14 protein-coding genes are annotated in these 17583 nt (G+C 73.4%); 5 read left to right on the top strand and 9 right to left on the bottom strand.

Going from position 1 to position 17583, the window contains the following annotated elements; genetic code table 11:
• Positions 1 to 21: 21 nt before the first annotated feature.
• The 4 genes from LDL48_RS06510 to lpdA all read right to left on the bottom strand — a co-directional run bounded on the left by LDL48_RS06510 (position 22) and on the right by lpdA (position 6266).
• Positions 22 to 1896, bottom strand: a complete 1875-nt coding sequence (locus LDL48_RS06510) for a DUF6311 domain-containing protein (RefSeq protein ID WP_225254069.1) — start codon at positions 1894 to 1896, stop codon at positions 22 to 24.
• Positions 1897 to 1928: 32 nt separating this feature from the next.
• Positions 1929 to 2846, bottom strand: a complete 918-nt coding sequence (locus tag LDL48_RS06505; RefSeq protein WP_225254068.1) for a TIGR01777 family oxidoreductase — start codon at positions 2844 to 2846, stop codon at positions 1929 to 1931.
• 87 nt (positions 2847 to 2933) lie between these two features.
• Complete coding sequence (gene sucB, locus LDL48_RS06500) at positions 2934 to 4838, bottom strand: 2-oxoglutarate dehydrogenase, E2 component, dihydrolipoamide succinyltransferase (protein WP_225254067.1); 1905 nt, start codon at positions 4836 to 4838, stop codon at positions 2934 to 2936.
• Between the two features lie 39 nt (positions 4839 to 4877).
• A complete protein-coding gene (lpdA, locus tag LDL48_RS06495; protein ID WP_225254066.1) occupies positions 4878 to 6266 on the bottom strand; it encodes a dihydrolipoyl dehydrogenase in 1389 nt (462 codons plus the stop codon).
• Between the two features lie 102 nt (positions 6267 to 6368).
• Between lpdA and LDL48_RS06490 the strand changes: the two genes are divergently transcribed.
• Positions 6369 to 6752: a hypothetical protein gene (locus tag LDL48_RS06490; protein WP_372472053.1), complete on the top strand. Its 384-nt coding sequence runs from the start codon at positions 6369 to 6371 to the stop codon at positions 6750 to 6752.
• Here LDL48_RS06490 and LDL48_RS06485 read toward each other — a convergent pair whose 3' ends face one another.
• The gene (locus tag LDL48_RS06485; RefSeq protein ID WP_225254064.1) at positions 6753 to 8297 is read right to left on the bottom strand and encodes a leucyl aminopeptidase; all 1545 of its coding nucleotides are present in this window, start codon (positions 8295 to 8297) and stop codon (positions 6753 to 6755) included.
• 113 nt (positions 8298 to 8410) lie between these two features.
• Between LDL48_RS06485 and gcvT the strand changes: the two genes are divergently transcribed.
• Positions 8411 to 9484, top strand: a complete 1074-nt coding sequence (gene gcvT / locus LDL48_RS06480) for a glycine cleavage system aminomethyltransferase GcvT (protein WP_225254063.1) — start codon at positions 8411 to 8413, stop codon at positions 9482 to 9484.
• A 4-nt stretch (positions 9485 to 9488) separates the two neighbouring features.
• Positions 9489 to 9842 carry an MmcQ/YjbR family DNA-binding protein gene (locus LDL48_RS06475; protein WP_225254062.1) on the top strand — a complete coding sequence of 118 codons (354 nt, stop codon included), beginning with the start codon at positions 9489 to 9491 and terminating at the stop codon, positions 9840 to 9842.
• On the opposite strand, the gene LDL48_RS06470 is transcribed toward LDL48_RS06475, so the two are convergent.
• A complete protein-coding gene (locus LDL48_RS06470) occupies positions 9828 to 10592 on the bottom strand; it encodes an adenosylcobinamide-GDP ribazoletransferase (protein WP_225254061.1) in 765 nt (254 codons plus the stop codon). The genes LDL48_RS06475 and LDL48_RS06470 overlap by 15 nt on opposite strands.
• Positions 10593 to 10603: 11 nt before the next feature.
• The gene (locus LDL48_RS06465) at positions 10604 to 12649 is read right to left on the bottom strand and encodes a bifunctional adenosylcobinamide kinase/adenosylcobinamide-phosphate guanylyltransferase (protein ID WP_225254060.1); all 2046 of its coding nucleotides are present in this window, start codon (positions 12647 to 12649) and stop codon (positions 10604 to 10606) included.
• 82 nt (positions 12650 to 12731) lie between these two features.
• Here LDL48_RS06465 and LDL48_RS06460 point away from each other — a divergent pair, with 82 nt between their 5' ends.
• The gene (locus tag LDL48_RS06460) at positions 12732 to 12929 is read left to right on the top strand and encodes a hypothetical protein (protein ID WP_225254059.1); all 198 of its coding nucleotides are present in this window, start codon (positions 12732 to 12734) and stop codon (positions 12927 to 12929) included.
• Complete coding sequence (locus tag LDL48_RS06455) at positions 12926 to 13753, top strand: site-2 protease family protein (RefSeq protein WP_225254058.1); 828 nt, start codon at positions 12926 to 12928, stop codon at positions 13751 to 13753. The genes LDL48_RS06460 and LDL48_RS06455 overlap by 4 nt, the downstream gene beginning before the upstream one ends.
• A gap of 3 nt (positions 13754 to 13756) precedes the next feature.
• Here the strand turns inward: LDL48_RS06455 and LDL48_RS06450 are convergent, their stop codons facing one another.
• Positions 13757 to 14755: an aldo/keto reductase family protein gene (locus LDL48_RS06450; protein ID WP_225254057.1), complete on the bottom strand. Its 999-nt coding sequence runs from the start codon at positions 14753 to 14755 to the stop codon at positions 13757 to 13759.
• Between the two features lie 19 nt (positions 14756 to 14774).
• On the bottom strand, positions 14775 to 17312 hold the full coding sequence (locus tag LDL48_RS06445; protein WP_225254141.1) for a WG repeat-containing protein: 2538 nt from the start codon (positions 17310 to 17312) through the stop codon (positions 14775 to 14777).
• Between the last annotated feature and the right edge of the window lie 271 nt (positions 17313 to 17583).

Genomic DNA, 17583 nt, shown 5'->3' with positions numbered 1-17583 from the left:
CCGCCAGCGTAGTCCGGCGGATCAGCGCCCCGAAGTGACCGGGTCCACACCCGGGCGGATGCGCCACACCAGCACGTCGTCCACCCGTTCCGGCTGGCCCAGCAACCCGATCGCGGTCATCTCCACGGCGTTGCGGAACTGCACGCCGTGTTCGCCGGTGATCTGCGGCGCCAGGAACACCGCCTCGATCTTCCAGTACGCGAAGTCGGCCCGCGCCTGCGCGCGTTCGAAGTCGGTGATCGGCGGGACGTAGCCCTCGAGCGCGGCGCGGATGAACATCCAGTCGGTCTGATGCCACGCCGGGCCGATCTGACCGGTGCCGTCCTTGCCGCCCGGCCCGAGGAAGTACCCGTTCGGAATGCGGAACTGCGGACCACCCCGGGCCATCGTGTACGCCTGCCAGCGCTGGCCGTCCGGCGAGGTGTTGGTGGGCAGCGGCAGCGAGCTGAGCACGCCGTCCTCCGAGACGTACCGCTGCCAGGTGCCGGTGGAGATGAACGCGGGCTCGGCCGAACGTACCCCGGTGACCAGCGGCAACGGGAAGATCGGCACGAGCGCCAGGACGAACCCGGCGGCATACGCGGTGCGAACCCCGCTGGACAGGTACGGCTTGGTCAGCAGCCGGTCGCCGATCATCGCCAGCAGGACGCCGAACACGCCGACCAGCACCAGCGCGAACCGGCCGGGCAGCGCCGAGTCGAACAGCGGCAGATGGGTCAGGGCGGCGTACGGCAGCACCACGTTCGTCTCGTGCTCCAGGAACTGCAGGCGCGGCCCCCAGGACAGCACCGCGAACACGACCGCGGTCACGGCCAGCGCCAGCAGCGTGGCCCGCCGGCCGCGGTCCGCCTCGCCCCACATCCGCATCAGGCCGGCACCCACCAGCAGCAGCAGCGGTGAACCGAAGAACGACGTCTGCTCGGTCGGGTTGGGCGCCAGGTCGCCGCTGTTCAGCCCGGCCAGGGTGGCCAGCGACCGGTCCGCGTAGGCCACGTACGCGGCCACGTCCTCGACGAAGTGCCGCTGGCTGAACCCGGTGCCGGAGAACGACTGCGGTCCGGCGAAGTGCATGTACAACGGGTACGCCAGCAGCGCACCGGCGACCAGCGCGGTGACGCCCAGTCCGCGTAGGACGGTGGGCAGCGCGGCGCGCGCCTCCGCCCGGGTCGGCGCGGACGCCAGCGTCCACGTGCCGAGGAAGAGGCCGGCGGCCAGGGCGGTGAAGAACAGTCCCTCGGCGGCGATGGAGAACCCGATCGTCACCAGTACGCCCAGCACCAGGCCGTTCCGCAGCCACCGTCCAGGCTCACGCAGCTTGAGCACCCACCACAGCACGACCGGCGCGACCCAGCCCGCCGACCAGTTCAGGTGTCCGTTGGCGTGCGAGATGAAGCCCGGCGCGAAGCCGCAGAACAGTCCCGCGACGCCAGCCGCGACCGCCCGCGTGGTGACGTACCGGCGGAAGAACAGGTACCACGCGAAGGCGGCACCGGCCAGGTTCAGCGTCAGGATCGTCACGAAGCTGATCTGCGGCCCGAGCAGGTGGGTGAGCGGCGAGAACAGGACGATGTAGACGGTGATGGAGGTGTTCGCGGCGAGGTTGACCCCGGCCGGCGTGTTCAGCAGGTCGGTGAAGAACGGGTCGCCGCCGTTGCCGAGCAGGTAGACGCCGTACCCCAGGAGCCATTCGAAGAACGCCTGGTCACCCGCGTTGGCGGCGATCACGTGCCGGTACGGGTCGGACCACAGGTGCTGGGTGACGTACACCGCGAGGGCGAGCGCGGCCACCGCCATCAGCAGGTGCGCGCGCCAGGGCCGGCGCACGCCGGAGCCGGCCGAGGGGGCGGCCGGGGGGTCGGCGGGCAGGGGCGCGGGGTCGGTGGCGGTCGCGGACATCAGCCGCAGGTTAGCAAGAGACTGCGGATTTGTTACCGCACAGCGCTCGGTTCCCGATCTATGGCGGCCCGGAGAGCGGACTCGACGGTCGGGTGGTCCCAGGTGAACCCGGCCCGGCTGAGCACGCCGGGCAGCACCCGCTGGCTGCGCAACGCCTCTCCGGCGAACTCGCCGAGCGCCACCTGCAGCGCCACGGCGGGGATCGGCATCACGGTGGGCCGGTGCAGCACCCGCCCGAACGCCTCGGTGAACGTGGCGTTGGTGACCGGCGCCGGGCCGACGACGTTGACCGGGCCGGTGACGTCGTCGCGGTCCAGCAGGAAGTCGACGGCACGCAGCCAGTCCGCCAGCGAGATCCACGGCACCCACTGGCGGCCGTTGCCGAGCTTGCCGCCGACGCCCATCCGGAACGGCAGCATCTGCGGCTTGAGCAGGCCGGCGTCGGCGTCCAGGGGCAGGCCGGTACGCAGCAGCGCGACCCGCGTGCCGGCGTTCTCGGCGGGACTGGCGGCGGCCTCCCACACCCGGCACACATCGGCCAGGAAGCCGCGGCCGGCCGGGGACTCCTCGGTGACCTGGCGGTCGCCGGTGTCGCCGTACCACCCGACGGCGGAGCCCTGCAGCAGCACCGTGGGGCGGTCCTCGGCGGGCAGGTTGGCGATGGCCCGGGCGATGGTGCCGGTGGTGTCCACCCGGCTGGACCGGATCAGGTTCTTGTACGCGCCGGTCCAGCGCTTGTCACCGACGCCCGCACCGGCCAGGTTGACCACCGCGTCGGCGGCCGCCACCAGCGTCGGGTCGAGCTGGTCGGCGGACGGCTGCCAGCGGGCCTCGTCCGGTCGCTGTGGGGCGCGGCGGACCAGCCGGGTGACGTCGTGCCCGGCGTCGCGCCAGCGCTGCGCGAGGTGGGTGCCGAGGAAGCCGGACGCGCCGGCCATGAGAATCCGCATGGTTCCCAGTGTTCCCGAACTCGAACCCGTTCAAAACTGTTCGGGTGCCGGGACGTGCGGCGAACCGCACGCCCCGGCACCCGACGGTCAGCTCAGGCCGAGGTCGCCCTCGAAGTGCCCGGCCTCCAGGCGCTCCTTGATGGTGACCAGGAAGCGGGCCGCGTCGGCGCCGTCCACGATCCGGTGGTCGTAGCTCAGCGCCAGGTAGACCATCGAGCGGGGCACGATGACCTCGCCCAGGTCCGGGTCGTCGACCACGACGGCGCGCTTGACCACCGCGCCGGTGCCGAGGATGCCGACCTGCGGCTGGTTGATGATCGGTGTGTCGAACAGCGCGCCGCGGCTGCCGGTGTTGGTCAGCGTGAACGTGCCGCCGGAGATCTCGTCCGGGCCGATCTTGTTGTTCCGGGTGCGGTCCGCCACGTCGGCGATCCGCTTGGCCAGCCCCGCCAGGTTGAGGTCGCCGGCGTCCTTGATCACCGGGACGATCAGGCCCTTGGGGGTGTCCACCGCGATACCCAGGTGCTCGGTGTCGTGGTAGGTGACCGTGCCGGCCTCCTGGTCGATGGAGGAGTTCACCACCGGGTGCTGGCGCAGCGCCTCGACCGAGGCGAGCGCGAAGAACGGCAGGAAGGACAGCTTGACGCCGTTCTTGGCCAGGAAGTCGGCCTTGGCGCGGTTGCGCAGCTGGGCGATCTTCGTGACGTCCACCTCGACGACCGTGGTGAGCTGCGCCGAGACCTGCAGCGACTCGACCATGCGCCGGGCGATGGTGGCGCGGGTGCGGGTCAGCTTCTCGGTGCGGCCGCGCAGCGGGCTCGGTGCGGGCTTCGGCGTGGGCGCGGCGGACTTGGCCGCCGGTGCCGCGGCCGGAGCCGGTGCCGCCTTGGCCGCGGCGGCCTTGTCGGCGGCCTCGATGACGTCCTGCTTGCGGATCCGGCCGCCGACGCCGGTGCCGGTCAGCGTGGACAGGTCCACGCCCTTCTCCGCGGCCAGCTTGCGGACCAGCGGCGTGACGTAGCCGGCGTCGCCGGCGCCGTTGGCCTTGACCGCGTCGCGGGCCGGGCTGGGCGCGGACGGCTCGGCGGCGCGTTCGGCGGCCGCCGGGTCCTTCGCGGTCTCGGCCTCCGGGGACGGTGCCGCGTACGAGGCCCCGGCCGGGGACAGGTCGGGCGCCGGCGCGGACTCGATCGTGGGCGCCTCGGCCTGCTGCGGCGCCTCCTGCTTCGGGGACTCCTGCTTCGGGGCCTCCTGCTTGGGAGCTTCCGGCTCGGGAGATTCCTGCTTCGGCTCCGGCTTGGGCTGCTCGGGGGCGGCCGACGGCGCGGCGTCCGCGGAACCGATGATGGCCAGCTCGGCGCCGACGTCGGCGGTCTCGTCCTCGGGCACCTTGATTTCCAGGACCGTGCCGGCGACCGGCGACGGGATCTCGGTGTCCACCTTGTCGGTGGAGACCTCGAGCAGCGGCTCGTCCACCTCGATGGTGTCGCCGACCTGCTTGAGCCAGCGGGTGACCGTACCCTCGGTGACGCTCTCGCCCAGCGCGGGCATCGTGACCGCGGTGCCCTCGCCGCCGCCGGTCGGGGCGGCGGTCTGCGGGGCCGGCGCCTCCTCCTCGACGTCCTTCTCGGTGGACGGCTCGTTCGGCGCGGCCGGCTCCGGCTCGGCCTCCTGCTCCTCCTGCTGGGGAGCGGCCGGAGCGGACTGCTGCTCGGGCGCGGCCGGCGCCGGGGCGGACGATCCGGCGTCGTCGTCGTCACCGGCGATGACCGCCAGCTCGCTGCCGACGTCCGCGGTCTCGTCCTCGCCGACGACGATGCGCGACAGCACACCGGCGGCCGGGGACGGGATCTCGGTGTCGACCTTGTCGGTGGAGACCTCGAGCAGCGGCTCGTCGGCCTCGACCCGCTCGCCCTCCTGCTTCAGCCAGCGCGTGACCGTACCCTCGGTGACGCTCTCACCCAGCCGCGGCATGGTGACCGATACCGGCATGTTCTCGAACTCCTTGTCGCAGACGTGCGGACGGATGGATCAGGCGTGGGCGTGGAGCGGTTTGCCCGCGAGCGCGAGGAACGCCTCGCCGAGCGCCTCGTTCTGGGTGGGGTGCGCGTGCACGAGCTGGGCGACCTCCTCCGGGAACGCCTCCCAGTTGTAGATCAGCTGCGCCTCGCCCACCAGCTCGCCCATGCGGGCGCCCACCATGTGCACGCCGACGACCGGGCCGTCGGCGACCCGGACCAGCTTGATGAAGCCCTGGGTCTTGAGGATCTGGCTCTTGCCGTTGCCGCCCAGGTTGTAGTTGTACGTGGAGATCTTGTCCGCACCGTACTGTTCCTTGGCCTTCGCCTCGGTGAGACCCACGGAGGCGACCTCCGGGTCGGAGTACGTGACGCGCGGGATGCCGTTCTCGTCGATCACCGCGGGGTTCCGGCCGGCGATCTCCTCGGCCACGAAGATGCCTTGCTGGAAGCCGCGGTGCGCGAGCTGCAGGCCGGGCACGATGTCGCCGACCGCGTAGATGTTGCCGACGCCGGTGTGCAGCCGCTCGTTGGTGATCACGAAGCCGCGGTCCAGCGTGACGCCCTGCTCCTCGTACCCCAGGTCCTTGGTGGTCGGGCCGCGGCCGACCGCGACCAGCAGCACCTCGGCCTCGATCGTCTCGCCGCCGGAGATGGTGGCGCGCACGCCGTTCTCGGTGTGCTCGACCTTCTCGAACGGCTTGCCGACCTTGAAGTTGATCTTCCGCTTGCGGAACGCGCGCTCGACCGCCTTGGAGACCTCCTCGTCCTCCGCGGCGACCAGCCGGGGCAGCGCCTCCAGGATGGTCACGTCCGCGCCGAACGACTTCCACACGCTGGCGAACTCGACGCCGATCACGCCGCCGCCGAGCACGATCGCGGAGCTCGGCACCCGGTCCAGCCGGAGGGCGTGCTCGCTGGTCAGCACGCGCTTGCCGTCGACCTCGAGGCCGGGCAGCGAGCGCGAGTACGACCCGGTGGCCAGGATGACGTTGCGGCCGGTGTAGCGCTTGCCGTCCACCTCGACGGTGTCCTTGGCGACCAGCTTGCCGGCGCCCTGCACCACGGTGATCTTGTCCTGCTTGAGCAGACCCTGCAGGCCCTTGTAGAGGCGGGAGACGACACCGTCCTTGTACGCGTTCACCCCGGCCATGTCGATGCCGACCAGATCGGCCTTGACGCCGAACTGCTCGCTCTCCCGGGTCTGGTCGGCGATCTCGGCAGCATGCAGCAGCGCCTTGGTCGGAATGCAGCCGCGGTGCAGGCAGGTGCCGCCCAGCTCGGCCTTGTCGATCAGCGCGACCGACAGGTCCAGCTCGGCCGCGCGCAGCGCCGCGGCGTACCCCCCGCTGCCGGCGCCGAGGATCACGATGTCGAAGGTTCCGCCGTTCGGCTGGCTCACGGTCAACTCCCTAAGCGTCGTTTCCCCTGTGGGTCACACACCGGAAACGGTCACAGTCGTCCACGCCATCTTGTCACTTGGAGAACCGGTAGATGCAGTCAGGTGCCCAACGACACGGGGTATCGAAGTACCCTTGCCGCAACAAAACCTGGGGAGGGCTCGGTGGCCTGGTTCCGTCGGCGTAGGGAGCCGGGTCGGACGACCGATCGGGCGGCGGATCGTGCCGGTTTGGAGCACCTTGCGGAGTTTGTCCGCTCGAGGCGTGGTGTGGAGGGTTTCATCGAGCCCCGCACCACCGTGACCGAGACCACCTTGCTGCTGGTCGCGCACGACGGCGAATGGACCCGGCGGCGCATCGACTCCCCGGAGAACGCCCGGCGGTTCGCCCACCAGCTCTCCATGCCGATCTACGACATCAAGCTGATGGGCTACCCGCAGCGCATGCGCGACTACAACGAACGCCAGAAGCGGCGCCCCGCCGGCTAGTCAGCCGTTCGCGGCCACGTCCTCGACCAGGGCCAGCAGGGTACGGACCGGGACCCCGGTGCCGCCCTTCGTCCAGTAACCGGTGGGCTCCCCGGTGTGGTAGGCGGGCCCGGCGACGTCGATGTGCGCCCAGTCCACGCCGTCCGCCACGAACTCGCGGAGGAACACGCCGCCCTGCAGCATGTGTCCGGCCCGGTCCATGCTCGCGTTCGTCTGGCTGATGTCCGCCACGTCCGAGTCCATGCCCTTGCGGACCTCGTCCGGCAGCGGCATCGGCCACGCCGGCTCGCCGACCGACTCGCCGGCCTTCCTGACCCGCTCGCACACCTCGGGCGTACCCATCACCCCGGCGATCCGCTTGCCCAGCGACACCACCTGGCCACCGGTCAGGGTGGACGTCTCGAACAGGTAGTCGGTGCCGTCCGCGCAGGCGCGGGCGATCGCGTCGCCCAGCACCATCCGGCCCTCCGCGTCGGTGTTCAGCACCTCGACCCGCTTGCCGTCGAACATGGTGACCACGTCGCCCGGCCGGTACGCGGTCCCGGACGGCATGTTCTCCGCCATCGCCAGGTAGCCGGTCACCGCGACCGACGGCTTCAGCGCCGCGACCGCCAGCATCGTCGCGCCCACCGCGGCCGCGCCGGCCATGTCCGACTTCATCTCCCACATGCCGGCCGCCGGCTTGATGCTGATGCCGCCGGTGTCGAACGTGATGCCCTTGCCGACCAGCGCCACCCGCTTCGGGTCGGACACACCCGCGGGCGTGTAGCTGAGCCGGACCAGCCGCGGCGGCGCCGCCGAACCCAGCCCGACGGCCAGGATGCCGCCGTACCCGCCGGCCTCCAGCTCGGGCACGCCGAGCACCTCGACCTCCAGCCCGCTGCCGTCCACGGCGGCCAGCACGGCGTCCGCGAACTGCGGCGGCCGGAGCTCGTTCGGGGCGGTGTTCACCCAGTCCCGGGTCAGCCGGACCACCCGCGACACCACCTCGGCGCGGGCCACCTCCGCCCGCGCCGCGTCGTCCGCGGCGTCCGGCACGTGCACCTGCAGCGCGGTCACCGGGTCACGCCGGGCCGGCTGCGGCTTGGTCTTGTAGCCGGCGAACCGGTACGACCCGAGCAGCGCGCCCTCCAGCACGGCCCGCAGCACCGCCGGGGCGTCCGCGTCGTCCGGCAGCGGCAGCGCCAGCGCCACCGTCGCGCTCCCGGCCAGCGCGCGGACCGCGGCGCCGGTGCCCCGCCGCAACGTCTCCGGCGTCGGCGCGGAACCGGACGGCTCGTCACCGAGGCCGACCGCGACGATCAGCGGGGCGGTCACCGTGCCCAGCGTGGCGAGCTTGGTCACCTCACCCGGGGCACCGGTGGCGCCGAGCAGCGCCAGCGTCGACGTCAGCCGCCCCTCGAACGCGGCGGCGATACTCTCCGCCCCGGCCGCGGGCAGCAGCGCGCCGTCCTCGTCGGGCTGGCTGTGCAGGCCGATCACGATCGCATCGACGGCCAGTTCGGCGGGGTCGGTGTCGACCAAAGTCAGGCTGGGCTGGATCACTCGTGGCTCTCCGCGGGACTCGGGGGCCGGATCGGGGGTTTTCTCCGGCGGGGGCGGGTCATGGTGTCCCGCCGACTCTAACCACAGACAAGGTCACGGGTAAGTTGACACCCATGCTGCTGCGCTCGCCGATCCACGACCGCCACGAAGCGCTGGGGGCCAAGTTCGCCTCCTTCGGGGGCTGGGAGATGCCGCTGGAGTACGCCGGCGGCGGGGTGCTGAAGGAGCACACCGCGGTGCGTACCGACGCCGGCGTGTTCGACGTGTCGCACCTGGGCAAGGCAACCGTGACCGGGCCGGGCGCGGCCGACTTCGTCAACTCCTGCCTCACCAACGACCTGGGCCGGATCGCCCCCGGCGCGGCGCAGTACACGCTGTGCTGCGACGACGCCACCGGCGGCGTGGTGGACGACCTGATCGCCTACCTGAACTCCCCGGACGACGTTTTCCTGGTGCCGAACGCGGCCAACACCGCCGAGGTGGTGCGCCGGCTGACCGCGGCGGCGCCGGCCGGGGTGACCGTGCGGGACGCACACCAGGCGTACGCGATCCTCGCGGTCCAGGGCCCACGCTCCGCCGAGGTGATCCGGCAGCTCGGCCTGCCCGCCGAGCACAACTACATGTCGTTCACCGCCACCGAGGACGCGGTGGTCTGCCGCACCGGCTACACCGGCGAACTCGGCTTCGAACTGGTGCTCCCGTGGGACGACGCGGCCAAGACCTGGGACGCGCTGGTCGCGGCCGGGGTCCGGCCCTGCGGCCTGGGCGCCCGGGACACGCTGCGCACCGAGATGGGCTACCCGCTGCACGGCCAGGACCTGTCGCTGGAGATCTCGCCGGTCCAGGCCCGCACCGGCTGGGCGGTGGGCTGGTCCAAGCCGGCGTTCTGGGGCCGCGACGCCCTGCTCGCGGAGAAGGCGGCCGGCCCCCGCCGGTCACTGCGCGGTCTGGAGCTGACCGGCCGCGGCGTTCCCCGCGGACACATGCCGGTGTACGCCGGCGGCACCGCGGTCGGTGAGACCACCAGCGGTACGTTCTCGCCCACCCGCAAGATCGGCATCGCGCTCGCGCTGCTCGACACGTCCGCCGGGCTCGCCGACGGTGACCTGGTGGAGATCGACATCCGTGGCCGGCGCACCGAGGCCCGCCTGGTCAAGCCGCCGTTCGTGCAGACGTCGGTGCGGTGACCCGGTGGCCGTGACCTACGAGCAGGTCCGCGACTGGGTGCTCGCCCTGCCCGGCGGGTGCGAGGTCATGGTCGAGTCCTGGGGGCACCCGACGCTGCGGGTCGGCGACAAGATGATCGCCGGGGGCGCGCCGGGACAGGCCACCCTGTCGGTCAAAGCCACCCGCGAGGAGCAGGCCGAGCTGATCGCGTCGGCGCCGGAGACGTACGCGATCGCCGACTACACCGGACGGTACGGCTGGGTCCGGGTCACGCTGGCCACCGCGGACGCCGCGGAACTGCACCGGATCGTGGTGGACGCGTGGCGCCGTACCGCACCGAAGAAGGCCGTCCGGGCGTACGACTCAGCCCAGGGTTGACGCCACCAGCGCCACCGTGGTGCCGGCCTCCACCGCGGCACCGAGAACGTCACCGGTGATCCCGCCGAACCGGCGTACCGCATGACGCACCAGCGGAAGCACCACCAGCAGCGCGGCGGCCACCGCGGCCGGACCCTGCCACGGACGGCCCGGCACCGCGGGCACCGCGGCGACCGCGACGAGCACCGCGACCACGGCCGGTACGGCGCGTGGCACCGTCCCGGCGACCAGCGCACCCAGCCCGTCCGGGCGGGCCGCCGGCACCCCGCGACGGCAGGCCAGCGGCACGGCCAGGCGCCCCGCCGCCCAGGCCACCGGCACCGTCCAGATCGGCACGGCGGTCAGCGCCGCGGCCTGCACCAGCAGCACCAGCACGAGCGCGGCCACCCCGAACGGGCCGATGTCCGGCTGCTTCATCACCGCGAGCGCGGCGTCACCCCGGCGGTACGACCCCAGCGCGTCCACCGTGTCGGCCAGCCCGTCCAGGTGCAGGCCGCGGGTGAGTAGGACGCCGGTGCCGACGGCCAGCCCGGCCGCGACCAGCGGGGGAGCGCCGGCCCACTGGAACCCGGCCAGCACCGCGGCGACCGCCAGGCCGAGCAGCGCGCCGGGCAGCGGGGCCACGCTCATCGCCACGGCCGCGGCCGGGCGGTCCACCCGGCCGGCGCGCAACGGCAGCACGGTCAGGGTGGTGAACGCCAGCCGCAATCCGGCGGACAGGGTGCCGCCGCCGCGGGCCGGTTCGGGCACGGCAGCGGCGGTCAGCCGGCGGCCGGGCCGGTGGTGGCCGGGCCAGGACCGGCCGGCGTCGGCTCCCGGAAGTCTGTCCCGTCGTCGTCGTGGTCGTCGGTGCCGTCGTCGGTGTCGGCCCCGGTCTCGGTGGCGGCCCCGGTCTCGGTGTCGGCCCCGGTCTCGGTGTCGGCATCGGGAGCGGTCAGGCCGCCGTCGCCCGGGGTGGTCAGCAGCGCCGGATGCACCGGCAGCGTCGCGCCCAGCCCGATCGCGGTCCGCAGCAGCGGCAGCGCCGCCAGCGCGTTCACGCCCTCGCCGAGGTCCAGCCCCAGCTCCACCACCGGCGTCAGGCCGAGCACGTCGGCGCCCTGCCGGACCAGCGCGGTGGTGCCCGCCTCCGGGATCAGGTACCAGTGCCGGGCCTGGCTCGCCAGGTCGCGGGCCACCAGGGCGGCCGCGACCCCGACCGGGCCGTCCAGCAGCACCGGCATCCGGCGGGCCGCGGCGCCGAGCAGCACGCCGGTGGCCACCGCGAGGTCCGCGCCGCCGATCTGCGCCAGGATGTCCTGCGCGCCGCGCGACTCGTGCCGGATCCGGTGCAACGCGTCCCGCACCGCCGCGCAGCGCAGCATCCAGGCCGCGTCGTCGAACCGCCCGCCGGCCGTCAGCACCCGGGGCAGCACCGCGGAGGGCTCGGCGCCGGTGGTCGCGGCCAGCACGGCGGTGGCGGCCGCGTCCGTGCCGACGCCGCAGGAACCGAGGATCAGCACGTCCCGTCCGGCCTCGCCGGCCGCGTCGGCGAGCTGCCAGCCCCGCCGCAGGGCCGCGTCGACGGCCTCGGCGTCCAGCACCGGGTCGTCCTCCATGGCGCCGGAGTCCGGTACCCGGACCACGGCCACGTCCGCGCCGGCCTCCGCGGCCAGCCGGATCAGCGCGCCCTCGCCGGCCTCCACCTGGGCCACCCGGCGCTCGGCGTCGTCGCCGGCCCCGGCCGCCGCGCCGCCGGCATGCGAGCCGGACAGCAGCAGCACCCGCGGCGCGGTCCACGGCCGGGGTACCACCGTGCCCTGCACGGCCGCGGCGAACTCGACCACCTCGCTGAGCGTGCCGATGCCGGCGCCCGGCAGGTCCAGCGTGACGAGGCGGTCCCGGGCGTCCGGCCCGGCGTCGGGGTCCGGCAGCGGCAGGTCCATGCCCGGCTCGATCACCGGGTCCGACCCGCCCGGCGTGCCGGTCGTGGCCTCGGCCAGCACGCCGGCGGTGTCCACCGGCGCCGCCGCCGGCCCGGCCGGCGTGACGATCACCGGCGCCGCCGCCGGCGATCCGGCGGACGTCCCCGGCTCCGCGACCGGCACAGCCGACCCCGGCACGGTCATCCCGGCCGGATCGGCGAGCCCCATCCCGGCCGGTTCGGCGGACCCCGGCCCGGTAATCCCGGCCGGTGCGGCGAGCCCCGGCCCGGACATCCCGGCTGGCCCCGGCTCAGCGGCCGGTTCGGTCGTCCCGGCCGGTTCGGTCGTCCCGGCCGGTTGGGTTGCCTTCAACCAGGTGGCCTGGCCGGCGACCACCAGCGCCACCCGGTCACAGGCCGCGGCCAGTGCCTGGTTGGCGGTACCCAGGGCATCCGCGAACGCCCGGCCCACCGGCGTGGTCGGTACCAGTGACAGGCCCACCTCGGGGCTCACCACCACCAGGCGCGCGGCGCAGTTTCGGACCGCCGCGGCCAGGGCGTCCACGCTCGCCACGTCGTCGTTCGGCTGGTGGGCCGGATCCAGCAGCGCGGCCACCCAGCCGCCCAGGTCGTCGACCAGCAGCGTGTCGTCCGGCTTGGCGTCGGCCAGTACCGCGGCCAGGCGCGCCGGGTCGGCGCCGGTCTCCTCGCTGCTCCAGGACTGCGGGCGGCGCCGCTGGTGCGCCTCGATCCGGTTCAACCACTCCGGATCGTCCTCGCCGCCCACCGCCGTGGCGATGTAGCGCACCGACGGCGCGTCGGACACCAGCGACTCGGCGAACACCGACTTGCCGGACCGGATCCCGCCGAGCACCAGGACCGAGTTCCACCGATCAACCGACATGCCCCGTACCTTAAGGCCGGGTCGCACCCGCCGACGCCGTAGGGTGGAACGGCACCGACGAACAGACTTGAGGGGGCGGCGCATGCCGTGGAGTTGGCGGTACGAGGGCGTCGACGGGAAGCCGGTCGCCGGCCCGGCCGAGACGTTCAGCAGCCAGGCCGACGCCGAGTCGTGGATCGGCCAGGCGTGGCGTGAACTGGCGGCCGCCGGGGTCACCCAGGTCAGCCTCGTCGAGGACGACCGGGTGGACTACAAGATGAGTCTGCTGCCGGCCGAGTGACCAGCTTCGACGTCTCGCGGCAGACGCCGCGCCACGCGTTCGTACCGAGCCCGGTCTTCATCGGGATCGTCGCGCTCACCGTGGTGAGCGGCTTCATGACCTGGACCGGGTACGGCAACGTCCGGGTCGACGTCTTCCTGTTCATCATCTCCGGGTGGCTGCTCTCGCTCTGCCTGCACGAGTACGCCCACGCGGTGATCGCGTACTTCGCCGGCGACCGGGGCGTGGCGGAACGCGGCTACCTGCGCCTCAACCCGCTGAAGTACACCAGCCCGCTGCTGTCCATCGTGCTGCCGGTGATCGTGGTGATCCTGGGCGGCATCGGCCTGCCCGGCGGCGCGGTCTGGGTGGACCACACGCACATCGGCAGCAAGTTGAAGAAGTCGCTGATCAGCGCCGCCGGTCCGCTCACCAACGTGCTGTTCGCGCTGCTGCTGGCGATCCCGTTCGTCCTCGGCCTGGCCCCCGACCTGGTCGCCCAGGACCCGGCCAGCGGGCGATACTTCCTGGCCGGCGACGCACACACCGAATTCTGGGCGGCCCTCGGCGCGCTGGCGTTCCTGCAGGTCACCGCGAGCGTGCTCAACCTGCTGCCGGTGCCCGGGCTGGACGGCGGCAACCTGCTCCAGCCCTGGCTGAGCCCGCCCTACCAGCGCGCCTACAACCTGTTCGCGCCGTACGGTTTCATCCTGCTGTTCATCCTGCTCTGGCAGTCCGAGATCAACCGCTGGTTCTTCACCGCGGTCTACTGGCTGGCCGAGCTGATCGGCGTCCCGCAGGAAACCGCCCAGCTCGGCATGGCCCTCATGCGTTTCTGGAATTGAGTCCTACGGGCGCTTGGCCGGGCTTTCCGTCTTGGCCGGGTCGCGCTCGGTGATCGGGTCCAGCACCTGGTCGATCGCCTTCATCAGGTCGGCCTCGAGCTTGACGCCGGACGCCTTGGCGTTGTCGTGGACCTGCTCCGGCCGGGACGCGCCGATGATCGCCGCGGACACGTTGTCGTTCTGCAGCACCCACGCCACCGCCAGCTGGGCCGGCGACAGACCGGCCTGCTCGGCCAGCGGCTTGAGCTGCTGCACCGTGCTCAGCACCTCGTCGCTCATCCAGCGCGAGATGAAGTTCGCGCCGGACTTGTCGTCGGTGGCCCGGGAACCGGCCGGCGGCTGCTTGCCCGGCTCGTACTTACCGGTCAGCACGCCCTGCGCGATCGGCGAGAAGACCACCTGACCCACGCCCAGCTCGATCGAGGTCGGCACCACCTCGGCCTCGATGACCCGCCACAGCATCGAGTACTGCGGCTGGTTGGACACGAACGGGATCTTCAGGTCCTGGGCCAGCTCCCAGCCGGCCCGGATCTGCGACGCGGTCCACTCGGACACGCCGATGTAGTGCGCCTTGCCGGAGTGCACGATGTCGGCGAACGCCTGCATCGTCTCCTCGAGCGGGGTCTCGTAGTCGTACCGGTGGGCCTGGTACAGGTCGACGTACTCGGTCTGCAGCCGGCGCAGCGAGCCGTTGATCGACTCCATGATGTGCTTGCGGGACAGGCCGCGGTCGTTGCGACCCGGCCCGGTCGCCCAGTAGACCTTCGTGAAGATCTCCAGGCCCTCCCGGCGCTCGCCCTTCAGCGCGCGGCCGAGCACCGCCTCCGCGCGGGTGCCCGCGTACACGTCGGCGGTGTCGAAGGTGGTGATGCCCACGTCCAGCGCGGCCCGGACGCACGCGGCGGCGGCGTCCTCCTCCACCTGGGAGCCGTGGGTGATCCAGTTGCCGTAAGCGAGCTCGCTTACCATGAGGCCGGAACGGCCGAGGTGACGGAATTCCATACGGGTCAACCTACCCAGCTCACAGCACCGGACGCGTGTCGGCCAGCAATCCGTCTATCGCGTCGGCCACATCGCCCTCGGTGCGGTGCACCACGTCGATGAGCGGTTCGCCGTCCCGGTCCAGCGCGCCCCACCGCCCGTTCCGGTCACCGATCAGGAACGCCACCGGGTGGATCACCAGCCGCGCGTGCACCGGCGCCACCAGCAGATGCCCGGCGCGGTCCACCACGCCGAGCCGGTCGCCCGCGTCCACCACGGCGAGCCCCTCGTCGGTGAACCCGTCCACCCGGCGGCCCCCGGTCAGCGCGGTGGCGAACCCGCGGTACTTGGGCGCCACCACGATCCGCCCGTGCCGGTCGATCGCACCCCAGCCGGCCCGCCGCACCGCCGCCACGCCGCGCCGGAACGGGCGTACCTCGTCGAACCCACCCGGCACCACCACCCGGCCGCCGCGGTCGACGCCGAACCAGCCGCCCGCCTGGTCCCGCGACACCCAGGCCAGGCCGTCACTGAACGCCTGCACCAGCAGGTAGCCGGCCGACGCGTCCACCACCGGGCGGCCACCGACGTCGACCAGGTCCCAGGCCCGGCTGTCCGGTCGCCGTACCCAGGCCAGCCCTTCCCGGAACGGCTGCACCTCGGCGAACTGCGGGGCCAGCGCCCCCACGTACCCCCAGAGCCCGGTCCGTTCGTCCCGCAGCGGGCGCGGCGCGGGCCGCTCCTGCAGAATCTCCGCAACACCGCGCGGGTACGGACCCCAGCCGTCCTTCCGGGCCCGCGCCTGCACCGCGTCCAGCGCCGTCTCGACCCGCGCCACCAGCTCCGGGTCCTCACCCCGCCGCGCGGACAGCGCCTGCTCGAAGCGGTTCATCGCCTCCAGATGCCGCCCCTGCTCGAACGCCGACCGCCCGGCCAGCTCGAACATCTCGGCGCGCAACCGGTCCGGCAGTTCCTCCGAGTTGGCCTGCTCGTAGAGCCGGTCCGCCTCCTCGAACTCGCCCGCCCAGTGCAGCACGTGCGCCAGCCGGGCCTGCACGATCGCGGTGCGCCGCAGCTCACCGGTGGCCTCCGCGTGCCCGAGCGCCTCCCGGCCGTCGGCCAGCGCCAGGTCCAGGTCGCCAAGCACGCGGGAGACCACCGCGCGCAGGCTCAGCAGCCGGGCGCGGACCGCGTCGCGTTCCGCGTACTCCAGCTTGTCGGTCAGCCGGTCCCGGACGATCAGCAGTTCCTCCGGGTCGTCGATCTGCTCCCGCAGGGTGTCCGGCGAGAACCTCCAGGGGTACGCCGAAAGCACCTGCTCCGGGTCGGTGAGCCGGCGCGCACCCCGGTCCGGGCCGGAGCCCGGCTGCCGGGCCGCCGGGCGGTCGGGCCGGGACGCGGTCCCGGCGTCCGGCGGCGGCGTGCGCCGGCCGGTGGTCGGTGCCGCCGTCTCCGGTTCCGGGGCGGCGTCGTTCCGGTGTTCCGCCTTCGCCGGGGACTGGTCCGGGGTGGAATCCCGCAGTTCTGGTTCCGGTTCCGGTTCCGGTTCCGGTTCCGGTTCCGGTTCCGGCTCCGGCTCCGGGTCGGTGGTTGGTTCCGGGTCGGCGGGTGCCACCGGGCCCGGCGCAGGAGCGGCTGCGCGCTCGGCCGGCTCGCGGTCCTCCACCGGTTCGGCCCGGTCCGGTGTTTCGTCTGCCGATTCGACGGACGCCGGTGTCTCGTTCGCCGGTGCGGCCGGGTCTGGGGTCTCGTTCGCCGGTGCGGCCGGGTCCGGTGTCTCGTTCGCCGGTGCGGCCGGGTCTGAGGTCTCGTCAACCGGTGCCGCCGGGTCCGGTGGTGCGGTCGCCGCCGGTTCGGTCGGGCGGGGTGTCTCGTCCACCGGGTCCGTCGCTGGTCCGGCCGGGTCCGGGTCCTCCGCTGCCGCCGCGTCCGTGGGGTCCGCCGTGGCGGACGGCGGCTCCTCGGTGTCGCCCGTCGCCTCCTCGGTGTCGCCCGTCGCCTCCTCGGTGTCGCCCGTCGCCTCCTCGGTGTCGCCGATCGGCGCGAACCAGTTCTGCTTCTTCGGCGCACCACTGACCGGAGTCGCCGCCGACGGTTCGACGGCCACGGACGACGCGGACTCCGGTTCGGCCTCCTCGGGCGCGGGGGTGACCGCACCCAGGCCACTCAGGTTCAGCAGCCAGCCGAGGCCGTGCCCCTCGCCGTCCGGAGGCGCGGGTGCGTCGGCCGAGAGTTCCTCGAACCGCGCGGACGGCGACACCGGCACCGACGACGTCGGCCCGGCCGGCGAGCCTCCGCTGACCGGTTCGGATCCGGACCGCGCCGCTGTCGTGGTCGCGGCGGGTTCGATCGAACGGTGCTCGGCCGGGGCGGCCGCCGCCGGTTCGATCGCCAGATCCGGGCCGGTCCCGGCTTCCGGCACCTCGTCGTCCGGTTCCCCGTCCTCGAACGGTGACGCCGCGACCGGGTCCACGGCCGGCGGCCCGGTGACCGGGGCGTCGGCCCGGTCCAGCGCCGTGCCGTCCCAGCCGTCGCGGTCCGGCGGACCGGACTCGGCGTCGGAGACGGGCAGGAGCACCCGCTGGGTGTCCTCGATCTCCGCAGCCGACTCCGACGCGGCCGGAAGGCCCGAGCTGGGCGCCGTCGAGGTGTTCTCCGGTGACGCATCCGGCCACGGTTCCGGTGTCGGATTCGACCAGGGCGCCTCCGGCCACGAGGGAGCGGGCGCTTCGGCGGGCGGCGCCGGCGCGGGGTCCGCGACGGCCGCCGTCTCCGGGCGAGCCGGGATGTCGATCGGTGACGGCGGGGCCTCCCACGGCAGCGGAGTCCACTCAGGCGCGGGCGCGGGT

The organism is Jidongwangia harbinensis (genome assembly GCF_020216025.1).
GTDB lineage: Bacteria > Actinomycetota > Actinomycetes > Mycobacteriales > Micromonosporaceae > Actinoplanes > Actinoplanes harbinensis.
The sequence above is the reverse complement of the archived record's forward strand: the minus strand, read 5'-3'. Positions and strand labels throughout refer to the sequence as shown.

Coding starts and splice junctions, on each gene's coding strand:
- sucB (WP_225254067.1), bottom strand. CDS start 4,838: ATGCCGGTATCGGTCACCATGCCGCGGCTGGGTGAGAGCGTCACCGAG.
- LDL48_RS06510 (WP_225254069.1), bottom strand. CDS start 1,896: ATGTCCGCGACCGCCACCGACCCCGCGCCCCTGCCCGCCGACCCCCCG.
- gcvT (WP_225254063.1), top strand. CDS start 8,411: ATGCTGCTGCGCTCGCCGATCCACGACCGCCACGAAGCGCTGGGGGCC.
- LDL48_RS06450 (WP_225254057.1), bottom strand. CDS start 14,755: ATGGAATTCCGTCACCTCGGCCGTTCCGGCCTCATGGTAAGCGAGCTC.
- LDL48_RS06460 (WP_225254059.1), top strand. CDS start 12,732: ATGCCGTGGAGTTGGCGGTACGAGGGCGTCGACGGGAAGCCGGTCGCC.
- LDL48_RS06465 (WP_225254060.1), bottom strand. CDS start 12,649: ATGTCGGTTGATCGGTGGAACTCGGTCCTGGTGCTCGGCGGGATCCGG.
- LDL48_RS06505 (WP_225254068.1), bottom strand. CDS start 2,846: ATGCGGATTCTCATGGCCGGCGCGTCCGGCTTCCTCGGCACCCACCTC.